A 17,609-nucleotide genomic window follows, 5' to 3' on the forward strand; every position below is an offset into this window, starting at 1 on the left:
GACCCGCGGCAATCTCGAGCCGTCGAACGGCTAGCGGAACAGGGCCTTGACCTCGCTCAGGCTCTTGGCCTCGGTGGCCACGGTCGTCTCACCCTCGATGAGGATGGTCGCGTCGTAGCCGGGGTTGAAGTTGAACCAGGCCACGGGCATGCCATAGGGGTCGTACGAGGCGGAATCGTCACCCATGAGCATGGTGCTGGAGAGGTGCACCTCGGGACCGAACGGACCCGACGGAGCGATGGGGGTGATGCCGATCCAGTATTCCCCGGGCTCGAGGGTCAGGTCCAGGCCACCGGCCACCAGGGTCCCGAAGTTGCTTTCCACGGTGGCGGTCATGGGCACGAGCATGCTCAAGGTGGGATCGTCGGACTCGCCCGGGAGCGATCCGGTCTTGGGGAAGACGTGGAGGTAGCCCTCGCTGAGGGAGGCCCAGTTCTCGTCCAGGATCGACCAGTAGGTGGAGATGGTGGTGACGGTCCACATCTGGTCCACGACGATGTCGTTGACGGTGAACACGGTCAAGCCGAAGGGCGGCGCACCCGATTCGGTGTTGAAGAAGCCGGGGGCGCCCATATCGGCCTCGGACTGGTCCCAGAGGACTTCGGCGCCGGCCACGGCGGCCAGGGACAGGATGGCCAGGGTCGTTAGCATGATCTTCCGCATGATGGTCTCCCTTGCGCGGGTTCACGATTGCCGGCCGGAATCTTCCGGCCGAGGAGGGATCGGGACGGTTTCGCCTCAGCGCGACCGCTGACCGGGTCCCTCCGATCGAACTGCGGAAATGATGCACCATCCGGTGTCGGCCTGGCTAACGCGCCCGTCGCATACCTTTGCTCTGGGGTCTCAATCGTGTATTTTGGGGGTTTTCGGAGCCCTGAGGGGTTCTCGACGCCGGAAAGGGGGCGACGCTGGGGGCTCAAAACAAGGACGACGGCCTGGTCGAGGCCGCCGCCCTGCGCATCGGGCCATCAAGGCCTGCGGGTCACTTGGCCCGCGGCACCATCTCCAGCTTCAGCCCCTTGGGTGCGAACCAGGAGTGGATACGCGCCTTGTACATCCCGTTCTTGACGTTCTCGGCGTTGTTCAGACTCTCCTTCAAACCCATCTCGTCCTCGGTCTGGAGGATCATGATGAACTCGGCCTCACTGCCGTCGTTGACCAGGCCGGCGATGATCACCTCGCCGCTGCGGACCAGCTTGCCGAGGTTCTCGATGACCTGCATGCGCCGGTCCATGCCTTCCTGGTCGGTCTGGGGCTTCCAGTTGGGGCCCTTCTCGGCGTAGACCACCCAGTAGGAGGCGAACTCCACCTTCTGCTGGTCGGCGGCCAGCACGGGCAGGGCGAAGCCGACGAAAAGGGCGCAGGTCACGAAGAGGGCGATCAATCGTCTCATGGCAGGATCTCCTGGTCGGGGTCGGCGGAAAAGGGTGCTTCCGGATGGGGTCAATCTAACCGACATTGTCGGGAGGCGAAACAGCCGAGAAGGGAGAACCATGAACTCCGCCAGCGCCTGGTACCCGACCAGGATCGTCGACCTGACCCATGGCATCACCGCGGACATGCCGGTCTATCCGGGCACGCCCCGTCCGGTGCTGCACGCCCCCTGCACCGTGGCGACCCATGGTTTCCTCGAGCACGAGATCACCATGGCGACCCACACCGGCACGCACCTGGACGCGCCGGCGCACATGCTCGCCGACGGCCCCACCCTGGATTCGTATCCCGCCGACCGCTTCGTCGGCCCGGCGGTGTGTCTCGATCTGACCGGGCTCGGCAGCGATACCATCGACCGCGCGACGCTGGCGGCTCACGGCGAGCGGATCGCCGGTTGCCGTTTCGTGCTCCTGCGGACGGGATGGTCGGCGCGCTGGGGCGAGCCGGCCTATTTCACCGGTTTTCCGACCCTGACCGCGGACGCCGCCGCCTGGCTCGTGGACCAGGGTGTCGGCGGCGTGGGGGTGGACGCCATCTCGGTGGATCCGGCCGCGGCCACCGACTTCGTGGTGCACCGGGTGCTCCTCGGCGCGGGCGTGCTCCTGGTGGAGAATCTCGCCGGGCTGGAGGCCCTGCCCGCCGGGCCCTTCCTGTTCTGCTGCCTGCCGCTGAAGATCGCCGGTGCCGATGGCGCTCCGGTGCGCGCGGTGGCGCTGCTGTCCTGAGCGGGCGGCGGTCAGCGGATGAGCGCCATCTTCCGCGCGGTCACGTTCTCGCCGGCGGTCAGCCGGTAGAGGTAGATCCCGGCCGCCACCTCCCGCCCGCCATCGTCCCGGCCGTCCCAGACCCGGGTCTGTCGGCCGGCGGAGGCCGTGGTCTCGACCAGGGTGCGCACGAGACGGCCGGCCGCATCGAGGATCTCCAGCCGGATGCGCGTGCCGTCGCTGGGCACCACGTAGCTGATGGTGGTCTGGGGGTTGAAGGGGTTGGGGACGTTCTGGTCGAGCCGGAAGGCGGCGGGGAGATCGTCGGCCGCGGTGGTGTCGCCCTGGATGTGGTAGATCGCCCCGCGGCCGAGGTCGACGATGTAGAGCTCGCCCAGGCTGTCCTGGCCGATGGAGACCACCGAGGAGAAGCCGCCGGGAGGGGTCAACTCGGCGGTGTGGTCGACCACCTGACCCACGCCGCCGGTGGCGGTCCAGTCCAGCGACCAGATCTGGTTGCTGCAGTAATCCGCGTAGAAGTAGCGCCCCCGGTGCTCGCTGCTGGCGAGGCCGCGATAGACGTAGCCGCCGCTGATGGAGCAGCGGAAGGGCGAACCGCCGTGGCTGTACTCGTGCACGGGCAGGACCAGCGAGCCGTCGTTGCAGTCGGCGGGCGGGTCGTAGCAGTCGCTGCCCTCCATGAGACGCCAGCCGTAGTTCTCGCCGCCGGGTGATCCGGCGAGCTGGACATCGATCTCCTCCAGCGTTTCCTGGCCGACGTCGGCGATCCAGAGGTCGCCGGTCAGGCGGTCGAAGCCGTAGCACCAGGGATTGCGCAGGCCCAGCGCCCAGATCTCGTCGCGGGGAGCCTGGCCGACGAACGGGTTGTCGGCGGGGACGGTATAGCCCGTGGGGCCGGACACGTCGAGGCGGAGCATCTTGCCCAGGAGCGATTGCGGGTTCTGAGCCCGGTTCTGGGGGTCGCCGCCGCCGCCGCCGTCGCCGGTGCCCAGGTAGAGGAACCCGTCAGGGCCGAACTCGAGGTGGCCGGCGTTGTGGTTGCTGAAGGGCTGGTCGATGGTGATGACCGGAGCAGCGCTGGCGGGAAGGGCGCGATCCGGGTTGTCCGGGTCGGCGCGATAGCCCACCACCCGCGTGTCGCCGCCGCCGTCGGTGTAGTTGACGAAGAAGCGGCCGCTGGTGATGTAGTCCGGTGCGAAGGCCAGGCCGAGGAGGCCGCGTTCGCCGCCCAAGCTGATCTGGTCGGCGATGTCGAGGAACACGCCGAGCGGGGCTCCGTCCCTGTTGAAGACCCGGATGCGGCCCGTCTTCTCCACCACGAAGAGACGCTCATCGTCCGTGGGGGCGCCCAGGCGCACGGGCTGGTTCAGGCCGTCGAGGGCGAGGCTGCTGGTCAGGGCGGAGGCCGAGGCCGGCAAAAGGAGCAGGCAGATGAGGACGATGAACAGCATGATGAGGACCTCCGGGCGACCTGGGAGGGGAAAACGACCTTTCTAGGATAACATTGGTTTGGTATACGGCGAGGCCGGGGGAACGAAAAGGTCGGCGCCCGCCGGAGCGGGCGCCGTGTTCGGCCACGGTCGAAGGGGAACCGGGCCAGGGGATCAGCGAACCAGGGTCATCTTGCTCGAACGCACCGTGCGTTCGGTGACCATCTGGACCATGTAGATGCCCGAGGGCAGATCGCGTCCGGCCTGGTCCTGGCCGTTCCAGTGGACACTGTGCTCACCGGCCGGGAAGACGCCGTCGGCGAGTTCGGCCACACGGCGTCCCTCAAGGTCGTAGACCGCGAGCCGCACCTGCTCCTGGCGAGCGAGGCTGAACTTGATGTCGGTCTGCGGGTTGAACGGGTTCGGATGGGCGCCGGTCAGGCTCGTGGCCAGGGCGGGCACCGCATCGTCCGGCAGCGCGGGATCCTCGATGGCCACCGAGCCCTCGTGCAGGAACATGCTGCCGGCGTTCTGGACCATGCCGGTGGCCAGGTTCTGCACGTAGGCGGTGGCGCGCAGGTTGTCGAACACCCAGGCCTCGTCCAGGGCCAGGTCGACCTGGAAGATGTACTGGCCAGGAGTCTGGGGCACCGTCAGGCCGGCGAGGTCGGGGTAGAGCATGCGGAAGGCCTGGTTGTGGAACTGCTCGCCATTGGAGCCGAGGGCCTCGACGTGGTCCTCGGTGACCGCCACGTAGAGGGCGTAGTCCTGTTCCGGGTTCAGGGGGTCGAGCACATCCACGGTGACCAGCGCATAGGAAGCGCCCTGGGCGTACTGGAGGCTCAGCTCGAGCGGTGCGGCCACTTGCTGCTGCGCCTCGAAGAAACCGGCGAATTCCGTGGCGCTCGAGGAGGCGTCCACGATGTTGTCGATCCAGAGATGCGGCGCGTAGTCGGAGCCGGTCGGGGTGCCCTCGATCAGGTTTTCTGCCTGCTCCATATTGGCGCGATAGATGGGATCGTCGTCGCCTGGCCACCAGCAGTGGACCCGGATCAGCGCGATCTCGTCGCTGTGCGCGGGGTAGTAGTCGTCCAGGAACACGTTGGCCTGGACGCAGGGGCCGCAGTCCCAGTTGGTGACCAGGAGGCCCAGCGGCATGCGCTGGCCGCTGAAGCACTCGACCGTGGCGGTGGCCACGTCGTTGCCGGGTTCCTCGTCCCCCTCGAGCTGCGTGGTGCCGGTGAGGGTGTAGATGTAGCCGGCTTCGGGCGTGAAGTCGGGGAAGGTGACGTCGTAGCTGGTGTTGGGGGCCAGGTCGCTGATACTGGCCGACTCGTCGTAGACGACCATGCCTCCCTGGGCGATGGTCAGGTTGACCGGGAACGACTCGGTGTTCTGGCCGATGTTCCGCACGGTGAAGACGGGTGCCACCGGCACGCCCGCCTGCAGGATGGTGTCGTCGGGCGTGATCCCGACGGCGCGCACGTCGTGGTCGCTGGGTTCGTAGACCCAGACGTCGTCGATGTACCAGTCGTCGGCGTATTCGCCCTCGTAACGGAAGGCGATGTACACGGTGTCCATGCCGACATAGGCGCTCAGATCCACGTCCAGCGGCGTGTTCCAGCTGTCGATGACATGGTCGCTCGGGGTCCAGGCCGCCACCTGGGTGAAGGCCGCGGGATCATCGGCGACCGTGGTGGAGACCATGACGGAGTGGACGTAGCCCCAGTCGGCCCAGTAGGCTTCCGCCTCCCAGAACTGCAGGATGAGCATGCTCAGCCCCTGGGTGTTCAGGGCCGGGGTCACCAGCCATTCGTCCTGCCAGGTGCCGGTGGGCCCGTAGAACACGGCGGCCGAGGCGTTGCCCGAGTGGGCCTCGCCGGTGGCCTGCTCCCAGGTTCCGGCCTGGCCGGTGGACATGATGGTCCAGTCGGCGGGGGGCACGCCGTCCTCGAAGCCCTCGAAGACGAGGTCGAGGCGGTCGCCGGCGGTGGGCTGGAAGAGCGGTTTCGAGATGGTGTTGTCGCGGGGTGCTCGGGCAGGTTTCTCAGGTGGGGTGGCCAGGGCGAGGCTGGCCATGAGACAGATCATGGCCAAGGCGAGGAACCAGCGTGGCATGAGAGGACCTCCAGGCGGGAGAGATGCACGGGCGGGGTCGATGACCCGATCCCCGGTACCAGGAGGTGGATCCGGGCGCCCGTGCTGCGCACCAACGGGGGGATTATATCCCATTCGGAGGCTTGATACAACCGTCTCGCAGGCGTCTTGATGACATCTTTACTCTTGCTGGCTGAATCGATTCATCTGTGCTATAAAGCAGTTGAAGGTCAGTCATCGTCACCAATCACCCGATGAGGTCACATCTCCGTGGATCAGCGAATCAGTGGACAGCTCCAAGCATCCTGCAGCATGCCGGACGATCTCCTGGCCCTGCTGCATCAGGTCCGCGACGCCTTTCGGCAACTCCTCCAAGCCACCGGAGCCGATCCGGGCAAGACCCGGGAGACCGCCCGAGCGCTCGACCTGGATCGCAACCTGGTCTGGAAGATCACCAGGGTCGTGAATGCGCCGGACATCCTGGCTGCGGTCAGCGAGATTCCCAGCCAGAACCAGATCGCCAAGCTCTGCAGGGCGTGCGAATCCCATGGGGCTCCCTTCGAACTGGCCGAGAAGGTCCGCCAGATCAGCCAGCGCTTCGAGGCCGTGGTCAACGAGGTCTTCGATGACCGCGAATCGCTCATCGCGGTGGCGGCGGGGCTGGACTACGACGACGTGACCAGGCGCCAGGAGGACATGCGACGGCAGACCTTCTACGGCAACAGTTCCATCTGGGGCGTACAAGCCCGGGTGAACTTCAAGACCACCATCCACGCACCCTCGGTGGACGACCCCAGGAACATCACCACCGCCAGGCTGGAGGGGTTGGTCCAGTTCCGCCGCCTGCGACCGGTGCCCTGGCCGTTGCATCGTCAACACGGCTATGAAGACGACGGGCGGGTCATGCCCATGGTCTCGCACGCCGTGGACCCCGAGGTCACGTCGCCAGAGAGCCTACCCCTGGTGCCCAGGTTCTGCACCGAACCGCTGCCGAAGCTGCAGCCGATCAAGACCTCCTACGGCCGGCGCATCGAGATCCCCGCCGGTCCCCTGGGCAACACCGGCGCCTTGACCTGCGTCTTCGCCGACGTCTTCAAGCCCGACTTCCCGCGCTACCGCACCGAGGATTCGTTCTACCTGTCGGCGATGATCGATCTGGTGACACCATCGGAACTCCTGATCTTCGACATGTTCCTGCATCGGGATCTCGAGTACCAGGGTCCGCCCGAGACGATCCTGCTCGACCGCCTGAGCCTGGAACGCGGGTACACGGGCGCCAACGAACCGCACCAGAATCTGCCGTTGTCGGTGCGGGCCCTGCCGCTGGGGGGCGGCACCGCCGGCGCCACCACGCCGCGCTATCCCGACTACCCGCGCCTGCTCGAGCACGTCTACGGCTGCCTGGGCTGGCGGGCCGAGGAGTTCCGGGGCTACCGCTTCCTCATGCATTACCCGCCGGTGCCGGCCGCGGTGGTGCTGAAGCTGCAGTCGCCGGATCCGCCAGGCGACTGATCCGGACCCAGGCCATTGCCGACGCTCTCCAGTGTCCTTACCCATGGGGAAGGATTCCGACCCTTGCCCGGAGGATTCGCCATGCCCACCAGCCAGCACGACGATGGCCGCACCGGCCGCACCGTCGCCGCCTTCCAGCGCGCCCTTGCGGACAACCTCTACTTCTCGCGCGGCCAGGCGGTGCAGACCGCCACCCAGCTCGATGTCTACGCCACGGTGGCCAAGACCGTGCGCGACCATCTCATGGAGCGTTACCGCCGGAGCTGCGATACCTACTACAAGAGCAACCCCAAGACGGTCTACTACCTTTCGGCCGAGTACCTGCTCGGCAAGCAGCTCGAGCAGAACCTGCTCTACACCGACACCGAGGATCTCGCCCGACGGGCGCTGGCCCGCTACGGTCTCGATCTGGACGACTACCTCGCCATGGATGTGGAACCGGGCCTGGGCAACGGCGGGCTGGGTCGGCTGGCGGCCTGCTTCCTCGACTCGCTGGCCACTCTCGGCATGCCCTGCGTGGGCTACGGCATCCGCTACGAGTTCGGCATCTTCAAGCAGATCTTCCGCGACGGCTGGCAGGTGGAGCTGCCCGACAAGTGGTTGATGTACGGCAACCCCTGGGAGTTCCCCCAGCCCGACGACATGGTGCGCGTCGGCTTCGGCGGCCACACCGAGATCATCGACGGGCGCGACGGCACTCGACGGGTGCGCTGGCGTCAGGGCGAGACCGTCTTCGGCGAGCCGTGCCACATGCTCGTGCCCGGTTACGGCAACGACACCGTGAACCTGTTGCGCCTGTGGCGGGCGCGGGCCAGCGAGGAGTTCGACTTCGAACCCTTCGACGAGGGCGACTACCTCCGGGCCGTGGATCAGAAGGTCCGCTCCGAGAACATCAGCAAGGTGCTCTATCCCAACGACCACACGCCGCAGGGCAAGGAGTTGCGCCTGCGCCAGCAGTACTTCTTCGTGGCCTGCTCGCTCCAGGACATCCTGGCGCGCTTCCGCCTGCTCAACGACGACTGGGAGGCGTTACCCGACAAGGTCGTGATCCAGCTCAACGACACCCATCCGGTGGTGGCCATCCCCGAGCTGATGCGCATCCTCATGGACGAGCAGGCGCTGGGCTGGGACCAGGCCTGGTCGCTGACCACGCGCACCATCGCCTCGACCCAGCACACGCTCTTGCCCGAGGCGCTGGAGGAGTGGCCCACTGCGCTGTTCGGCCAGCTCCTGCCGCGCCATCTGGAGATCGTCGAGGAGATCAACCGGCGGTTCCTGGCCGAGGTCCGCGAGCGCTTCCCCGACGATGCCGAGTTGCCACACCGCGTCTCGCTCTTCACCGGAGATGGTGAGCAACGGCTGCGCATGGCACACCTGGCCTGCGTGGGCAGCTTCTCGATCAACGGCGTCGCCGAGCTGCAGTCGCGGCTCTTGAAGGACCAGGTGCTGGCGGATTTCGCCCGGCTCTATCCCGACCGCTTCAACAACAAGACCAACGGCGTGACGCCGCGCCGCTTCGTCAGGCTGGCCAACCCGCTGCTGTCCGAGCTGATCACCGACCACATCGGCGACGGCTGGCTCACCGACCTCGATCGCCTGCGCGAGCTCGAACCCCTGGCCGAAGACCCGGCCTTCCGCCTGGCCTGGCGCGCGATCAAGCAGCAGAACAAGCAGCGCCTCGCCGCCCACGTGGCGGACCACCAGGACCTGGAACTCGACCCTGCCTCGCTGTTCGACGTCATGGTCAAGCGCCTGCACGAATACAAGCGGCAGCTGCTCAAGGCGCTGCACATCATCACGCTCTACGACCGCCTCAAGGCCGACCCCGCGCGCGTGATCGTGCCCCGCACCTTCGTCTTCGGCGCCAAGGCGGCGCCGGGCTACCGGATGGCCAAGCTGATCATCCGCCTGATCAACGGGATCGGCGACGTGGTCAACCACGATGCCGACGTGGCCGGCCGCCTGCGCGTGACGTTCCTCGAGAATTTCAACGTGAGCCAGGGCGAGCTGATCTACCCCGCGGCCGAGCTGTCGGAACAGATCTCGCTCGCGGGCAAGGAGGCCTCGGGAACCGGCAACATGAAGTTCGCGCTCAATGGCGCCTTGACCGTGGGCACCCTCGACGGCGCCAACGTCGAGATCCGCGAGCACGTGGGCGCCGACCACTTCTTCCTCTTCGGCCTGACCACCGAGGAGGTGATGGCGCACAAGGAGCGCGGCCACCAGCCGCGGTCGTACTACGAGGGCGACCAGGAGCTGCGCGCGGCCATCGATCGCATCGCGTCGGGCGAGTTCGCCGGCGGGGATCCGGAGCTGCTGCGGCCCATCGTGGATTCGCTGCTCGAGAAGGACGAGTATCTGCTGCTGGCCGACTACCGGGCCTATCTCGACATCCAGGACCGGGTGGAGGAGGCGTACCGAGACGAGGAGGCCTGGACGCGGAGCTCGATCCTCAACACGGCGCGCTGCGGGTTCTTCTCGTCGGATCGGACCATGCGGCAGTATGCCACGGAAATCTGGGGGGTGGCGCCGCTGGCTGTGAAGCCAGGGGCCCAGCGCGAGGAAGCCTAGCCGGCCGCCGGTCCGGGCGGGCCCGGCGGTTGCAATCGGGCTGCGCCTGTTCCACGTTGGCCGCGACCATCCGGCCAGCCATCACCGCTTCCGGCGATCCGACAGGAGTCCCGCACGCATGCCCGACACCGCCCTCGACATCCTGCGCACCACCTTCGGCTATGCGTCCTTCCGCGACACCCAGGCCGCCATCATCGACCACCTCGTGGGCGGCGGCGACGCGCTGGTGCTCATGCCCACCGGCGGGGGCAAGTCGCTCTGCTACCAGATCCCGGCGCTCCTGCGCCCGGGCACCGGCGTGGTGGTCTCGCCGCTCATCGCCCTGATGCAGGACCAGACCGCGGCGCTGCGCCAGCTCGGCCTCCGCGCCGCCTTCCTCAACTCGACCCTGGCCTACGACGACGTCCGCCGCACCGAGGACCTGCTGCGCCGCGGCGAGCTGGACCTGCTCTACGTCGCCCCCGAACGCCTGCTCCAGGAACGGACGCTGGCGCTGCTGGACGAGGTGCACGCGGGCTCGGGCCCCGGCGGCCTGGCGCTCTTCGCCATCGACGAGGCGCATTGCGTCTCCCAGTGGGGACACGACTTTCGCCCGGAGTACCTCCAGCTCGACGTCCTGGCCGCCCGCTACCCGGGCGTGCCCCGCCTCGCCTGCACCGCCACCGCGGACGAGCGCACCCGCGAGGAGATCCTCGACCGCCTGCGGCTGCGCCATGGCCTGGTCTCCATCAGCGGTTTCGACCGCCCCAACATCCGCTACCGCGTGGTCCAGAAGACGCAGCCGCGCCAGCAACTCCTGCGTTTCCTGCGCGACGAGCATCCCGGCCACGCCGGCATCGTCTACTGCCTGTCGCGCCGCCGCACCGAGGAGACCGCCGCCTTCCTCAACGACCACGGCATCACCGCGCTGCCCTACCACGCCGGCCTGGACGGCGACGTCCGCCGGCGCCACCAGGAGCGCTTCCTGCGCGACGACGGCCTGGTCATGACCGCGACCATCGCCTTCGGCATGGGCATCGACAAGCCCGACGTCCGCTTCGTGGCCCACCTCGACCTGCCCAAGTCGCTCGAGGCCTACTACCAGGAGACCGGCCGCGCGGGCCGCGACGGCCTGCCCGCCGACGCCTGGCTCTGCTACGGCCTGCAGGACGTGGTCCTGTTGCGCCAGATGCTCGCCCGGTCGGAGGCCGACGACCTCCACCGCCGCCGCGAGCAGCAGGGACTGGACACCATGCTCGGCTACTGTGAGGTCACCCGGTGCCGACGCCAGGTCCTGCTCCAGTACTTCGGCGAGACCCTGCCCGACCCCTGCGGCAACTGCGACACCTGCCTCGCGCCGCCCGAGACCTTCGACGGCACGGTGGCGGCCCAGAAGGTCCTCTCCTGCGCCGTGCGCACCGGCCAGCGCTTCGGCGCCCAGCACCTGATCAACGTCCTGCGCGGCAGCGAGAGCGAGCGCCTGCGCCAGTGGGGCCACCACCGCCTGCCCACCTTCGGGATCGGCACCGAGTTGAGCGCCCGCGAGTGGCGCAGCGTGGTGCGGCAGCTCGTGGCGCGAGGGCTGCTGGCGGTGGATCCCGAGGGCTACGGCGGCCTGCAGCTGACCGCGGCCGCCGGTCCGGTACTGCGCGGCGAGGCGGCGCTGGAACTGCGGCGGGACATCCTCGATTCGGCGGCCCCGGCCCGCCCGTCCCGCAAGCACCGCGCGGCCGCGCACGAGGCGCTCTCGGCGGTGGTCGAACAGCTCGACGGCGACACCGAATCGCTCTTCGACCGGCTGCGCGCGAAGCGCAAGGAGCTGGCCGACGAACAGGGCGTGCCGCCCTACGTCATCTTCCACGACAAGACGCTGGCCGCCATGGCGGTGCACCGGCCGCTGACGCCGGAGTCGTTCCTGCGGCTCAGCGGCGTGGGCGAGGCCAAGCTGGAGAAGTTCGGCGAGGCGTTCATGGGGGAGATCCGCAAGAGCGTCTGACAGCAGGGGAAAGTATCACGAACCTGCGGACGTCCGCAGATTCCCATGACCAGAGCGCCGGAATCCTGTCCATTCAGCAGATGGTGAGCCCTCGGCTGAATGAGTCACTGCCTGAACACTCGCCTTTCCCAAGTCCCCTGGTATAACATCCCCCCAAGAAACACTGCTCAGCCTTACCAGACCGCGGCCACCAACCGGGAGCACGACACCCATGTCCAGAGTCCTGATCGCCGCCCTCTTGCTCGCCCCGATCCTGGCCACCGCCGCCACCGCCGCCGCCCCGGCCGACACGACGGTCTCGGCAGCAGAGCAGCAGACCTGGGCCGTCGGAGCGCTCTTCCGCTCGGCGTCCATTCCCTTCGAGACCGAAGAGCGCACCGTGGCCACCTTCTATCCCTTCGTCTACTACGAAGGCGAGCGCTTCTTCTTCCGCGGCGTCGAGGGCGGCCTCAAGCTGCACCGCACCGGCGACTGGGAATTCAGTGCCCTCGGCCGCCTGCGCTTCTTCGACATCCCCAGGGAGTATCAGAACAAGATCCAGGGCGACAACATGATGTGGGGCCTGCAGGCGCGCTACAATCCCTTCGGGCCCTGGTTCGTGGCGCTGGAGGCCATGACCGACCCGCGCTGGAAGCCGTTCCTCAACGGCCGGGTCGGCGCGCGCTGGGAGTCGCTGCGCTGGGAGTTCAAGCCCTACGCCCAGCTCCAGCTCAAGAGCAGCAAGTTCAACAGCTATTACTACGGGCTCGAGCAGGAGGACGTCTCCGCCGGCACCGAACTGAGCCTGGGCTTCACCACGAACTACTACGTCCTGAGCAACCTCTACCTCGTGGCGGCCGCCGAGGTCGCCCACCTCGACCGGCCGGTCCGCAACATCTCCTTCGTGGACAAGGACTGGCACGTCGAGGCCTGGCTCGGTCTGGGCTTCTCCAGCGACAAGAGCAAGCCGGCGCCGTCGAGGCTCGAGAACCCGCGCTACCTGCGCCTGGCCCAGGGCTGGGCCACGCCGTCGTCGCTGGCCAAGATCATCCGCTTCCAGGCCGAGGACGACCCCTACGACAACATGATGACCTCCATCTTCTACGGCCATCCTCTGTCCGACACCCTCTTCGGCCTGCCGCTGGCGGTCTACCTCCACAGTGGTCTGGTATGGCACTGGAAATCGTCGGTGCAGGATCATGCCCAGGAGCTGGTCATCGCCATCAAGCTCTACTACACCGTGCCCTGGCCCATCCGCTGGAAGCTGGGCGCCGCCGAGGGCATGAGCTGGGTCAACACGATCCCCTACGTCGAGCGCACGCAGCTGGCCAAGAAGGGCTATGAGCCGAGCAATCTGCTGAACTTCCTGGATTTCTCGGTCGACCTGAACATCGGCGATATCGTGGGCGGCGAAGGCGCCAAGCGGTGGTGGTTCGGCTACAGCATCCACCATCGCTCGGCCATCTTCGAATCCGCCCAGCAATTCGGCCGCATCAAGGGCGGCAGCAACTTCCAGACCCTGTACCTGCAACGGGACTTCTGATCGGACGGACCATGGACGACCTCGTCAAGCGGGCCCGGCATTTCGCCACCCAGGCGCACCAGCGCATCGACCAGCGCCGCAAGTACACCGACCAGCCCTACGAGGTCCACCTCAAGGCGGTGGCCGGAATCGTGGCCGAGGTGAGCGAGGATCCCGAGATGATCGCCGCGGCCTGGCTGCACGATACGGTGGAGGACACGCCGGCCACGTTCCAGGACATCGAGCTGGAGTTCGGTCCGGGCGTGTCGCAGCTGGTGGCCGAGGTCACCGACGTCAGCCGCACCGCCGACGGCAACCGCGCGGTGCGCAAGGCCCTCGACCGCGCCCACCTGGCCCGGGCGTCCCGGCGCGGCCAGACCATCAAGCTGGCCGACCTCATCGACAACTGCCGCGACATCTGCAAGCACGACGAGCACTTCGCCCGGGTCTACGCCATCGAGATGGCGGCGCTGCTCGAGGTGCTCGGCGAGGGTGACGCCACGCTCTTCGCCCGCGCGCAGAAGACCCTGCGCCAGTGCCTCGACCGCCTTGATCTCGCGCTGCCCACGGTGCCGGCCAGTGATCCCGACGACGTGCCGCGGCACACGCCCCGCCGGCCGGTGCTCAGCAACCTCGAGCTGCAGCGCCTGTTCATCCGGGCCTTCGCCGCGCGCGAGATCGCCGAGCCGTTGCGTTCGTTCGACGGCCAGCGTCCCGCGCCCGAGATCCGCGACCGCATGGTCGACCTGGACTTGCACGTGGTGGGTCTGCGTCGAGCCGGGGAGGTGACGGGCTATGCCCTGCTCATGGATCTGACCGGCGGCACCGCGGCCGAGGTCCAGCGTCTGTTCCGCGACGACCAGGTCGTGACGGGCGAGGCCGCGTTCTCCGAGGTCGTCGAGGTCCTCAGCCGCCACGACCACTGCTTCGTCTCGCTACTCGACGACGTCGGCGGGGTGGTCACGCGGGCCGACATCCAGAAACCCATCGTCCGCATGTGGCTCTTCGGCGTCATCACGATGATCGAGATGAATCTCACCGAGCGGGTGCGCGAGCAGTGGCCGAACGAGAGCTGGGCCGAGCACGTGACCGAGACCCGGCTCGTCCGGGCGCGCGACCTGCAGGCCGAACGCGAGCGCCGCGGCCAGCCCTGTACGCTGCTGGATTGCCTCCAGCTCGGTGACAAGGCGCAGATCCTCCTGCAGGACGAGGCCGGCATGCGCGACCTGGGCTTCCGGACCAGGCGCGAGGCCCGGCTGGTGGTCCAGGAGCTGGAGTCGCTCCGCAACAACCTGGCCCACGCCCAGGACATCGTCACGCACAACTGGCCGTTGATCCTGGGTCTGACGCGGACGCTGGAGGCGCGGCTCGCGGTCGGCGGCCGTACGGGCTGAGATCCTAGTCCACCGCAGCCGGTGACACGCGGATGTACTCCTCGTCGAGCACGATGTCCGGGTGGAGCGAGTGCCGCAGCGGACAGGTCCTGCCCGCGTTGATCAGCTTCTGGAAGTCCTGATCGCTGCAGTCGGTGACGATCTCGTAGCGCACCACCAGCCGGCCGATGCGGCGCGGGTTGGCCGACATCTCCTTCTCCACCGCGAATCCGATCCGCGCCACGGGGATGCCCGTGTTGTGCGCGTACATGTTCATGATGGTCGACCCGCAGGCGCCGAGCGACGTGGCGCAGAGGTCGGTGGGGGAGAAGAGCAGGCCCTCGCCGCCGTTGTCCTTCGGGGCCATGGTCTCGATGACCGAGCCCGAGTCCTCGTGCACGATGCGGACGGTGGTCTTGCCGGTGGTCTCGCCGACGGTGCGGACGATCATGCTGGCCTCCTGGGTGGATGGTCTCCGGGGAGTTTGGTACGCGTGCAAGCCTGAGGCAAGTCCGCGCTCAGCCCCACGACTTGCCGGGTTCCTGGATCGAGCGGATCACGAACTCGAGCACGGGGTCGGCGGCCACCGGTTCGGTGAAGGTGGCCGGCACGAAGCTCGGCGCCATGACCAGGTCGCGGGTCCGCAGCTCGTCGATGAGGTCGAGCCGCTCCTGCTCAGGGCGTGTGGGCATCCTCGATCACCTTACGGAAGGCGTTCTTGCGCGTGATGAGCTTCTCCCGGGTCTGCACCACGTTCTCGACGAAGTCGAGGACCTGGCTCTGCAGTCGGACGCGGTTGAGACGATTGATCCTGGTGATGCCGCCCGGGCTCAGCACGTTGACCTCGATGAGCTTGCCGCCGATGACGTCGAGGCCGGCGAAGAAGAGGCCGTCGCGCACGAGCTTGGGCCCGATGTGCTTGCAGAGCGCCTTCTCCTGGCGGGTCAGCGTGTGCTTCTTGACCGTGCCGCCGACGTGGACGTTGCTGCGCGTGTCGTCCTCGTGGGGGATGCGGCGCATGGCGCCGATGGGTTCGCCGTTGAGCATGAGGATGCGCACGTCGCCGTGCTCGGCGCCCTCCACGTACTCCTGGAGGATCACGTAGTTGCTCTGGGGGCCCTCGCCGATGTAGAAGTCGAGCAGCGAGCGGAAGCTCTGCCGGGCGTTCTTCTCGATGAGGATCACGCCGCGGCCGCCGAAGCCGTTGAGCGGCTTCATGATCATCTTGTCGTGCTCGGATTCGCGGAGCACCCGGTCGAGGTATTCCTTGTTCTTGGAGACGTGGGTGACCGGGATGAAGGTGCTGTCCGGGTCGTTGAACGAGGCGGTGTAGAGCTTGTTGTTGGCGATGCGCAGCCCGTCGATGTCGTTCATGATGAAGGTGTCGGTGCGGACCTGGTCGAGGAAGTTCAGGACCACGGGATCCAGCGGCGGATTGGCGCGCATGAAGATCACGTCGAAGCCCGACAGCGGCAGCTTGCTGCGCTTGAACTCGATGTGCCGGTAGAACGACGGGATGTTCGCCGAGATCTTGTTGTTCTGGATCACCTGGCAGAACGCGTGGGCCAAGTTGTCGCGGATGGTCAGGCTGTGGGGCGAGGTCACCGCCACGCGATGGCCGCGGCTGGCCGACTCGTGGATCAGGCGCAACGTGGTGTCGGTCTCCGGGGAGATGTGTTCCCACGGGTACATGAGGAAGCAGATGTTCATGGTCTTCCCTCGGGGGATGAGACGTGCCGATCGGCGCCTGCGCGGTGACCGCATGCCGTGGGGAGCGGTAAGATAGGCCAAGGAGGACGGCGGCACAATGGCCACCCGACCCCCGTGCCAGTATCGTGATCGGTGAGGGACGTGCACCAGGACGGACGACCGAGACGGCTCCCGCTGATCTCTGGCAAGGAGGGTCCGTCATGGCAACGACTCTGGTCCTGATCGCCGCCGGTCTCGCCGCGCTCGTCCTGGCCGGCTGGTTCTTCCTGCGTCACCGCCGCTCCGTCGCACGCCGGGACATGGCCTACGGCGATACCTGTCATGGCGCTCAAGACTCGGCCGACGTGTCCGAGGTTCGTGTCCAACCACCGGCCGCGAGCATGGACCAAGCCGAGGCGACGGCGCCACCACCGGCCGACCCCGACCGCCTCGCCTTCCACACCTACTGGCACAACCCGGTGCCGGTGGACCAGTGGCGCGATCTGCTGGTCTACATCGTGGTCAATCAGGCCGGTCTGGAGGCGGCCTCGCAGGACGCCCTGACGCGACTGGAAGCCGCCGGCGAGGCCTTCGCGTCGGGCTCGGCGCTGGCTCGCGAGACGGTGGCGGCCGGTGCACAGATCACCGTCTGCCCCGAACTGATAGGATTCCGTTTCGACCCCCCGGTGATCAATATCGAACTGACGCGCGACTGGCACCTCGCGGCCTTCCGCATGCAGGCTCCGGAGCGTCCGACGACCCGGGGCGGCGTGGTCACCGGTCGGGTCAACTTCTACGTGGGCACCGTGCTCGTGGGCGAGGTGGCACTGGCGTTGCGGGTGGACGAGACGGGCACCGCCGACGTGGGCTGGGACCGCGGCGCCGCGGCAGCCTACCGCCGGATCTTCGTCTCGTACTCGCACCAGGACACCGAGATCGTCAGCCACCTCGAGGCCGCCTACACCGCCCTGGGCGACACCTACCTGCGCGACATCAAGGTGCTGCGCAGCGGGGAGGTCTGGAGCGAGGCCCTGGAGGATCGGATCCGCGAGGCCGACGTGTTCCAGCTCTGCTGGTCCCAGGCCGCGAGCCAGTCGACGTTCGTGGCGCGGGAATGGCGGTATGCGCTCGGGATGGAGCGACCACGCTTCATCCGCCCGGTCTTCTGGCGCCGACCCATGCCCGACGTCCCTCTGGATCTGGGTCACCTGCACTTCGCCTACCTGCCGCTGCGACCCGAGCGCGGCGCCCGTTCCGCGGAGGCCTGAGTGCGATCTGGAACAGTGCCGGCACGGGTTGCGT

At 67.6% G+C, this 17,609-nt stretch carries 14 protein-coding genes; 7 read left to right on the forward strand and 7 right to left on the reverse strand.

The window, feature by feature from the left end; translation table 11 throughout:
• Window positions 1–30 precede the first annotated feature (30 nt).
• Together IFSED24_RS15410 and IFSED24_RS15415 are read right to left on the reverse strand one after the other, a co-directional pair.
• Entirely contained in the window at window positions 31–663 is a 633-nt protein-coding gene (locus tag IFSED24_RS15410) for a hypothetical protein (RefSeq protein ID WP_491332365.1), read from the reverse strand.
• 319 nt (window positions 664–982) lie between these two features.
• Complete coding sequence (locus IFSED24_RS15415) at window positions 983–1,393, reverse strand: hypothetical protein (protein WP_491332366.1); 411 nt, start codon at window positions 1,391–1,393, stop codon at window positions 983–985.
• A 100-nt stretch (window positions 1,394–1,493) separates the two neighbouring features.
• Here IFSED24_RS15415 and IFSED24_RS15420 point away from each other — a divergent pair, with 100 nt between their 5' ends.
• Window positions 1,494–2,159, forward strand: a complete 666-nt coding sequence (locus tag IFSED24_RS15420) for a cyclase family protein (protein ID WP_491332367.1) — start codon at window positions 1,494–1,496, stop codon at window positions 2,157–2,159.
• An 11-nt stretch (window positions 2,160–2,170) separates the two neighbouring features.
• Here IFSED24_RS15420 and IFSED24_RS15425 read toward each other — a convergent pair whose 3' ends face one another.
• Window positions 2,171–3,610 carry a PQQ-dependent sugar dehydrogenase gene (locus IFSED24_RS15425; protein WP_491332368.1) on the reverse strand — a complete coding sequence of 480 codons (1,440 nt, stop codon included), beginning with the start codon at window positions 3,608–3,610 and terminating at the stop codon, window positions 2,171–2,173.
• Window positions 3,611–3,763: 153 nt separating this feature from the next.
• Window positions 3,764–5,707, reverse strand: a complete 1,944-nt coding sequence (locus IFSED24_RS15430; RefSeq protein ID WP_491332369.1) for a choice-of-anchor J domain-containing protein — start codon at window positions 5,705–5,707, stop codon at window positions 3,764–3,766.
• A gap of 291 nt (window positions 5,708–5,998) precedes the next feature.
• On the opposite strand from IFSED24_RS15430, the gene IFSED24_RS15435 reads away from it, so the two are divergent.
• From IFSED24_RS15435 to IFSED24_RS15455, 5 genes are all read left to right on the forward strand, one after another.
• Window positions 5,999–7,198 carry a hypothetical protein gene (locus IFSED24_RS15435; protein WP_491332370.1) on the forward strand — a complete coding sequence of 400 codons (1,200 nt, stop codon included), beginning with the start codon at window positions 5,999–6,001 and terminating at the stop codon, window positions 7,196–7,198.
• Between the two features lie 81 nt (window positions 7,199–7,279).
• Window positions 7,280–9,769: a glycogen/starch/alpha-glucan phosphorylase gene (locus IFSED24_RS15440; protein ID WP_491332371.1), complete on the forward strand. Its 2,490-nt coding sequence runs from the start codon at window positions 7,280–7,282 to the stop codon at window positions 9,767–9,769.
• 118 nt (window positions 9,770–9,887) lie between these two features.
• Window positions 9,888–11,744 carry a DNA helicase RecQ gene (recQ, locus tag IFSED24_RS15445; RefSeq protein ID WP_491332372.1) on the forward strand — a complete coding sequence of 619 codons (1,857 nt, stop codon included), beginning with the start codon at window positions 9,888–9,890 and terminating at the stop codon, window positions 11,742–11,744.
• 211 nt (window positions 11,745–11,955) lie between these two features.
• Window positions 11,956–13,266, forward strand: a complete 1,311-nt coding sequence (locus IFSED24_RS15450) for a MipA/OmpV family protein (protein ID WP_491332373.1) — start codon at window positions 11,956–11,958, stop codon at window positions 13,264–13,266.
• 11 nt (window positions 13,267–13,277) lie between these two features.
• The gene (locus IFSED24_RS15455) at window positions 13,278–14,639 is read left to right on the forward strand and encodes an HD domain-containing protein (protein ID WP_491332374.1); all 1,362 of its coding nucleotides are present in this window, start codon (window positions 13,278–13,280) and stop codon (window positions 14,637–14,639) included.
• Window positions 14,640–14,643: 4 nt separating this feature from the next.
• On the opposite strand, the gene IFSED24_RS15460 is transcribed toward IFSED24_RS15455, so the two are convergent.
• The 3 genes from IFSED24_RS15460 to gshB form a co-directional block, all read right to left on the reverse strand.
• Complete coding sequence (locus IFSED24_RS15460; RefSeq protein ID WP_491332375.1) at window positions 14,644–15,069, reverse strand: OsmC family protein; 426 nt, start codon at window positions 15,067–15,069, stop codon at window positions 14,644–14,646.
• A gap of 67 nt (window positions 15,070–15,136) precedes the next feature.
• Window positions 15,137–15,310 (reverse strand): hypothetical protein, encoded by a 174-nt coding sequence (locus IFSED24_RS15465; RefSeq protein ID WP_491332376.1) that lies wholly within the window; start codon window positions 15,308–15,310, stop codon window positions 15,137–15,139.
• Window positions 15,294–16,328, reverse strand: coding sequence for a glutathione synthase (gshB, locus tag IFSED24_RS15470; protein ID WP_491332377.1), 1,035 nt, complete (start codon window positions 16,326–16,328; stop codon window positions 15,294–15,296). The genes IFSED24_RS15465 and gshB overlap by 17 nt, the downstream gene beginning before the upstream one ends.
• A gap of 200 nt (window positions 16,329–16,528) precedes the next feature.
• Here gshB and IFSED24_RS15475 point away from each other — a divergent pair, with 200 nt between their 5' ends.
• A complete protein-coding gene (locus IFSED24_RS15475; protein WP_491332378.1) occupies window positions 16,529–17,575 on the forward strand; it encodes a toll/interleukin-1 receptor domain-containing protein in 1,047 nt (348 codons plus the stop codon).
• The last annotated feature ends 34 nt before the right edge of the window (window positions 17,576–17,609 follow it).

The sequence above is a fragment of the Candidatus Latescibacter sp. IFSED24 genome, assembly GCF_058273205.1.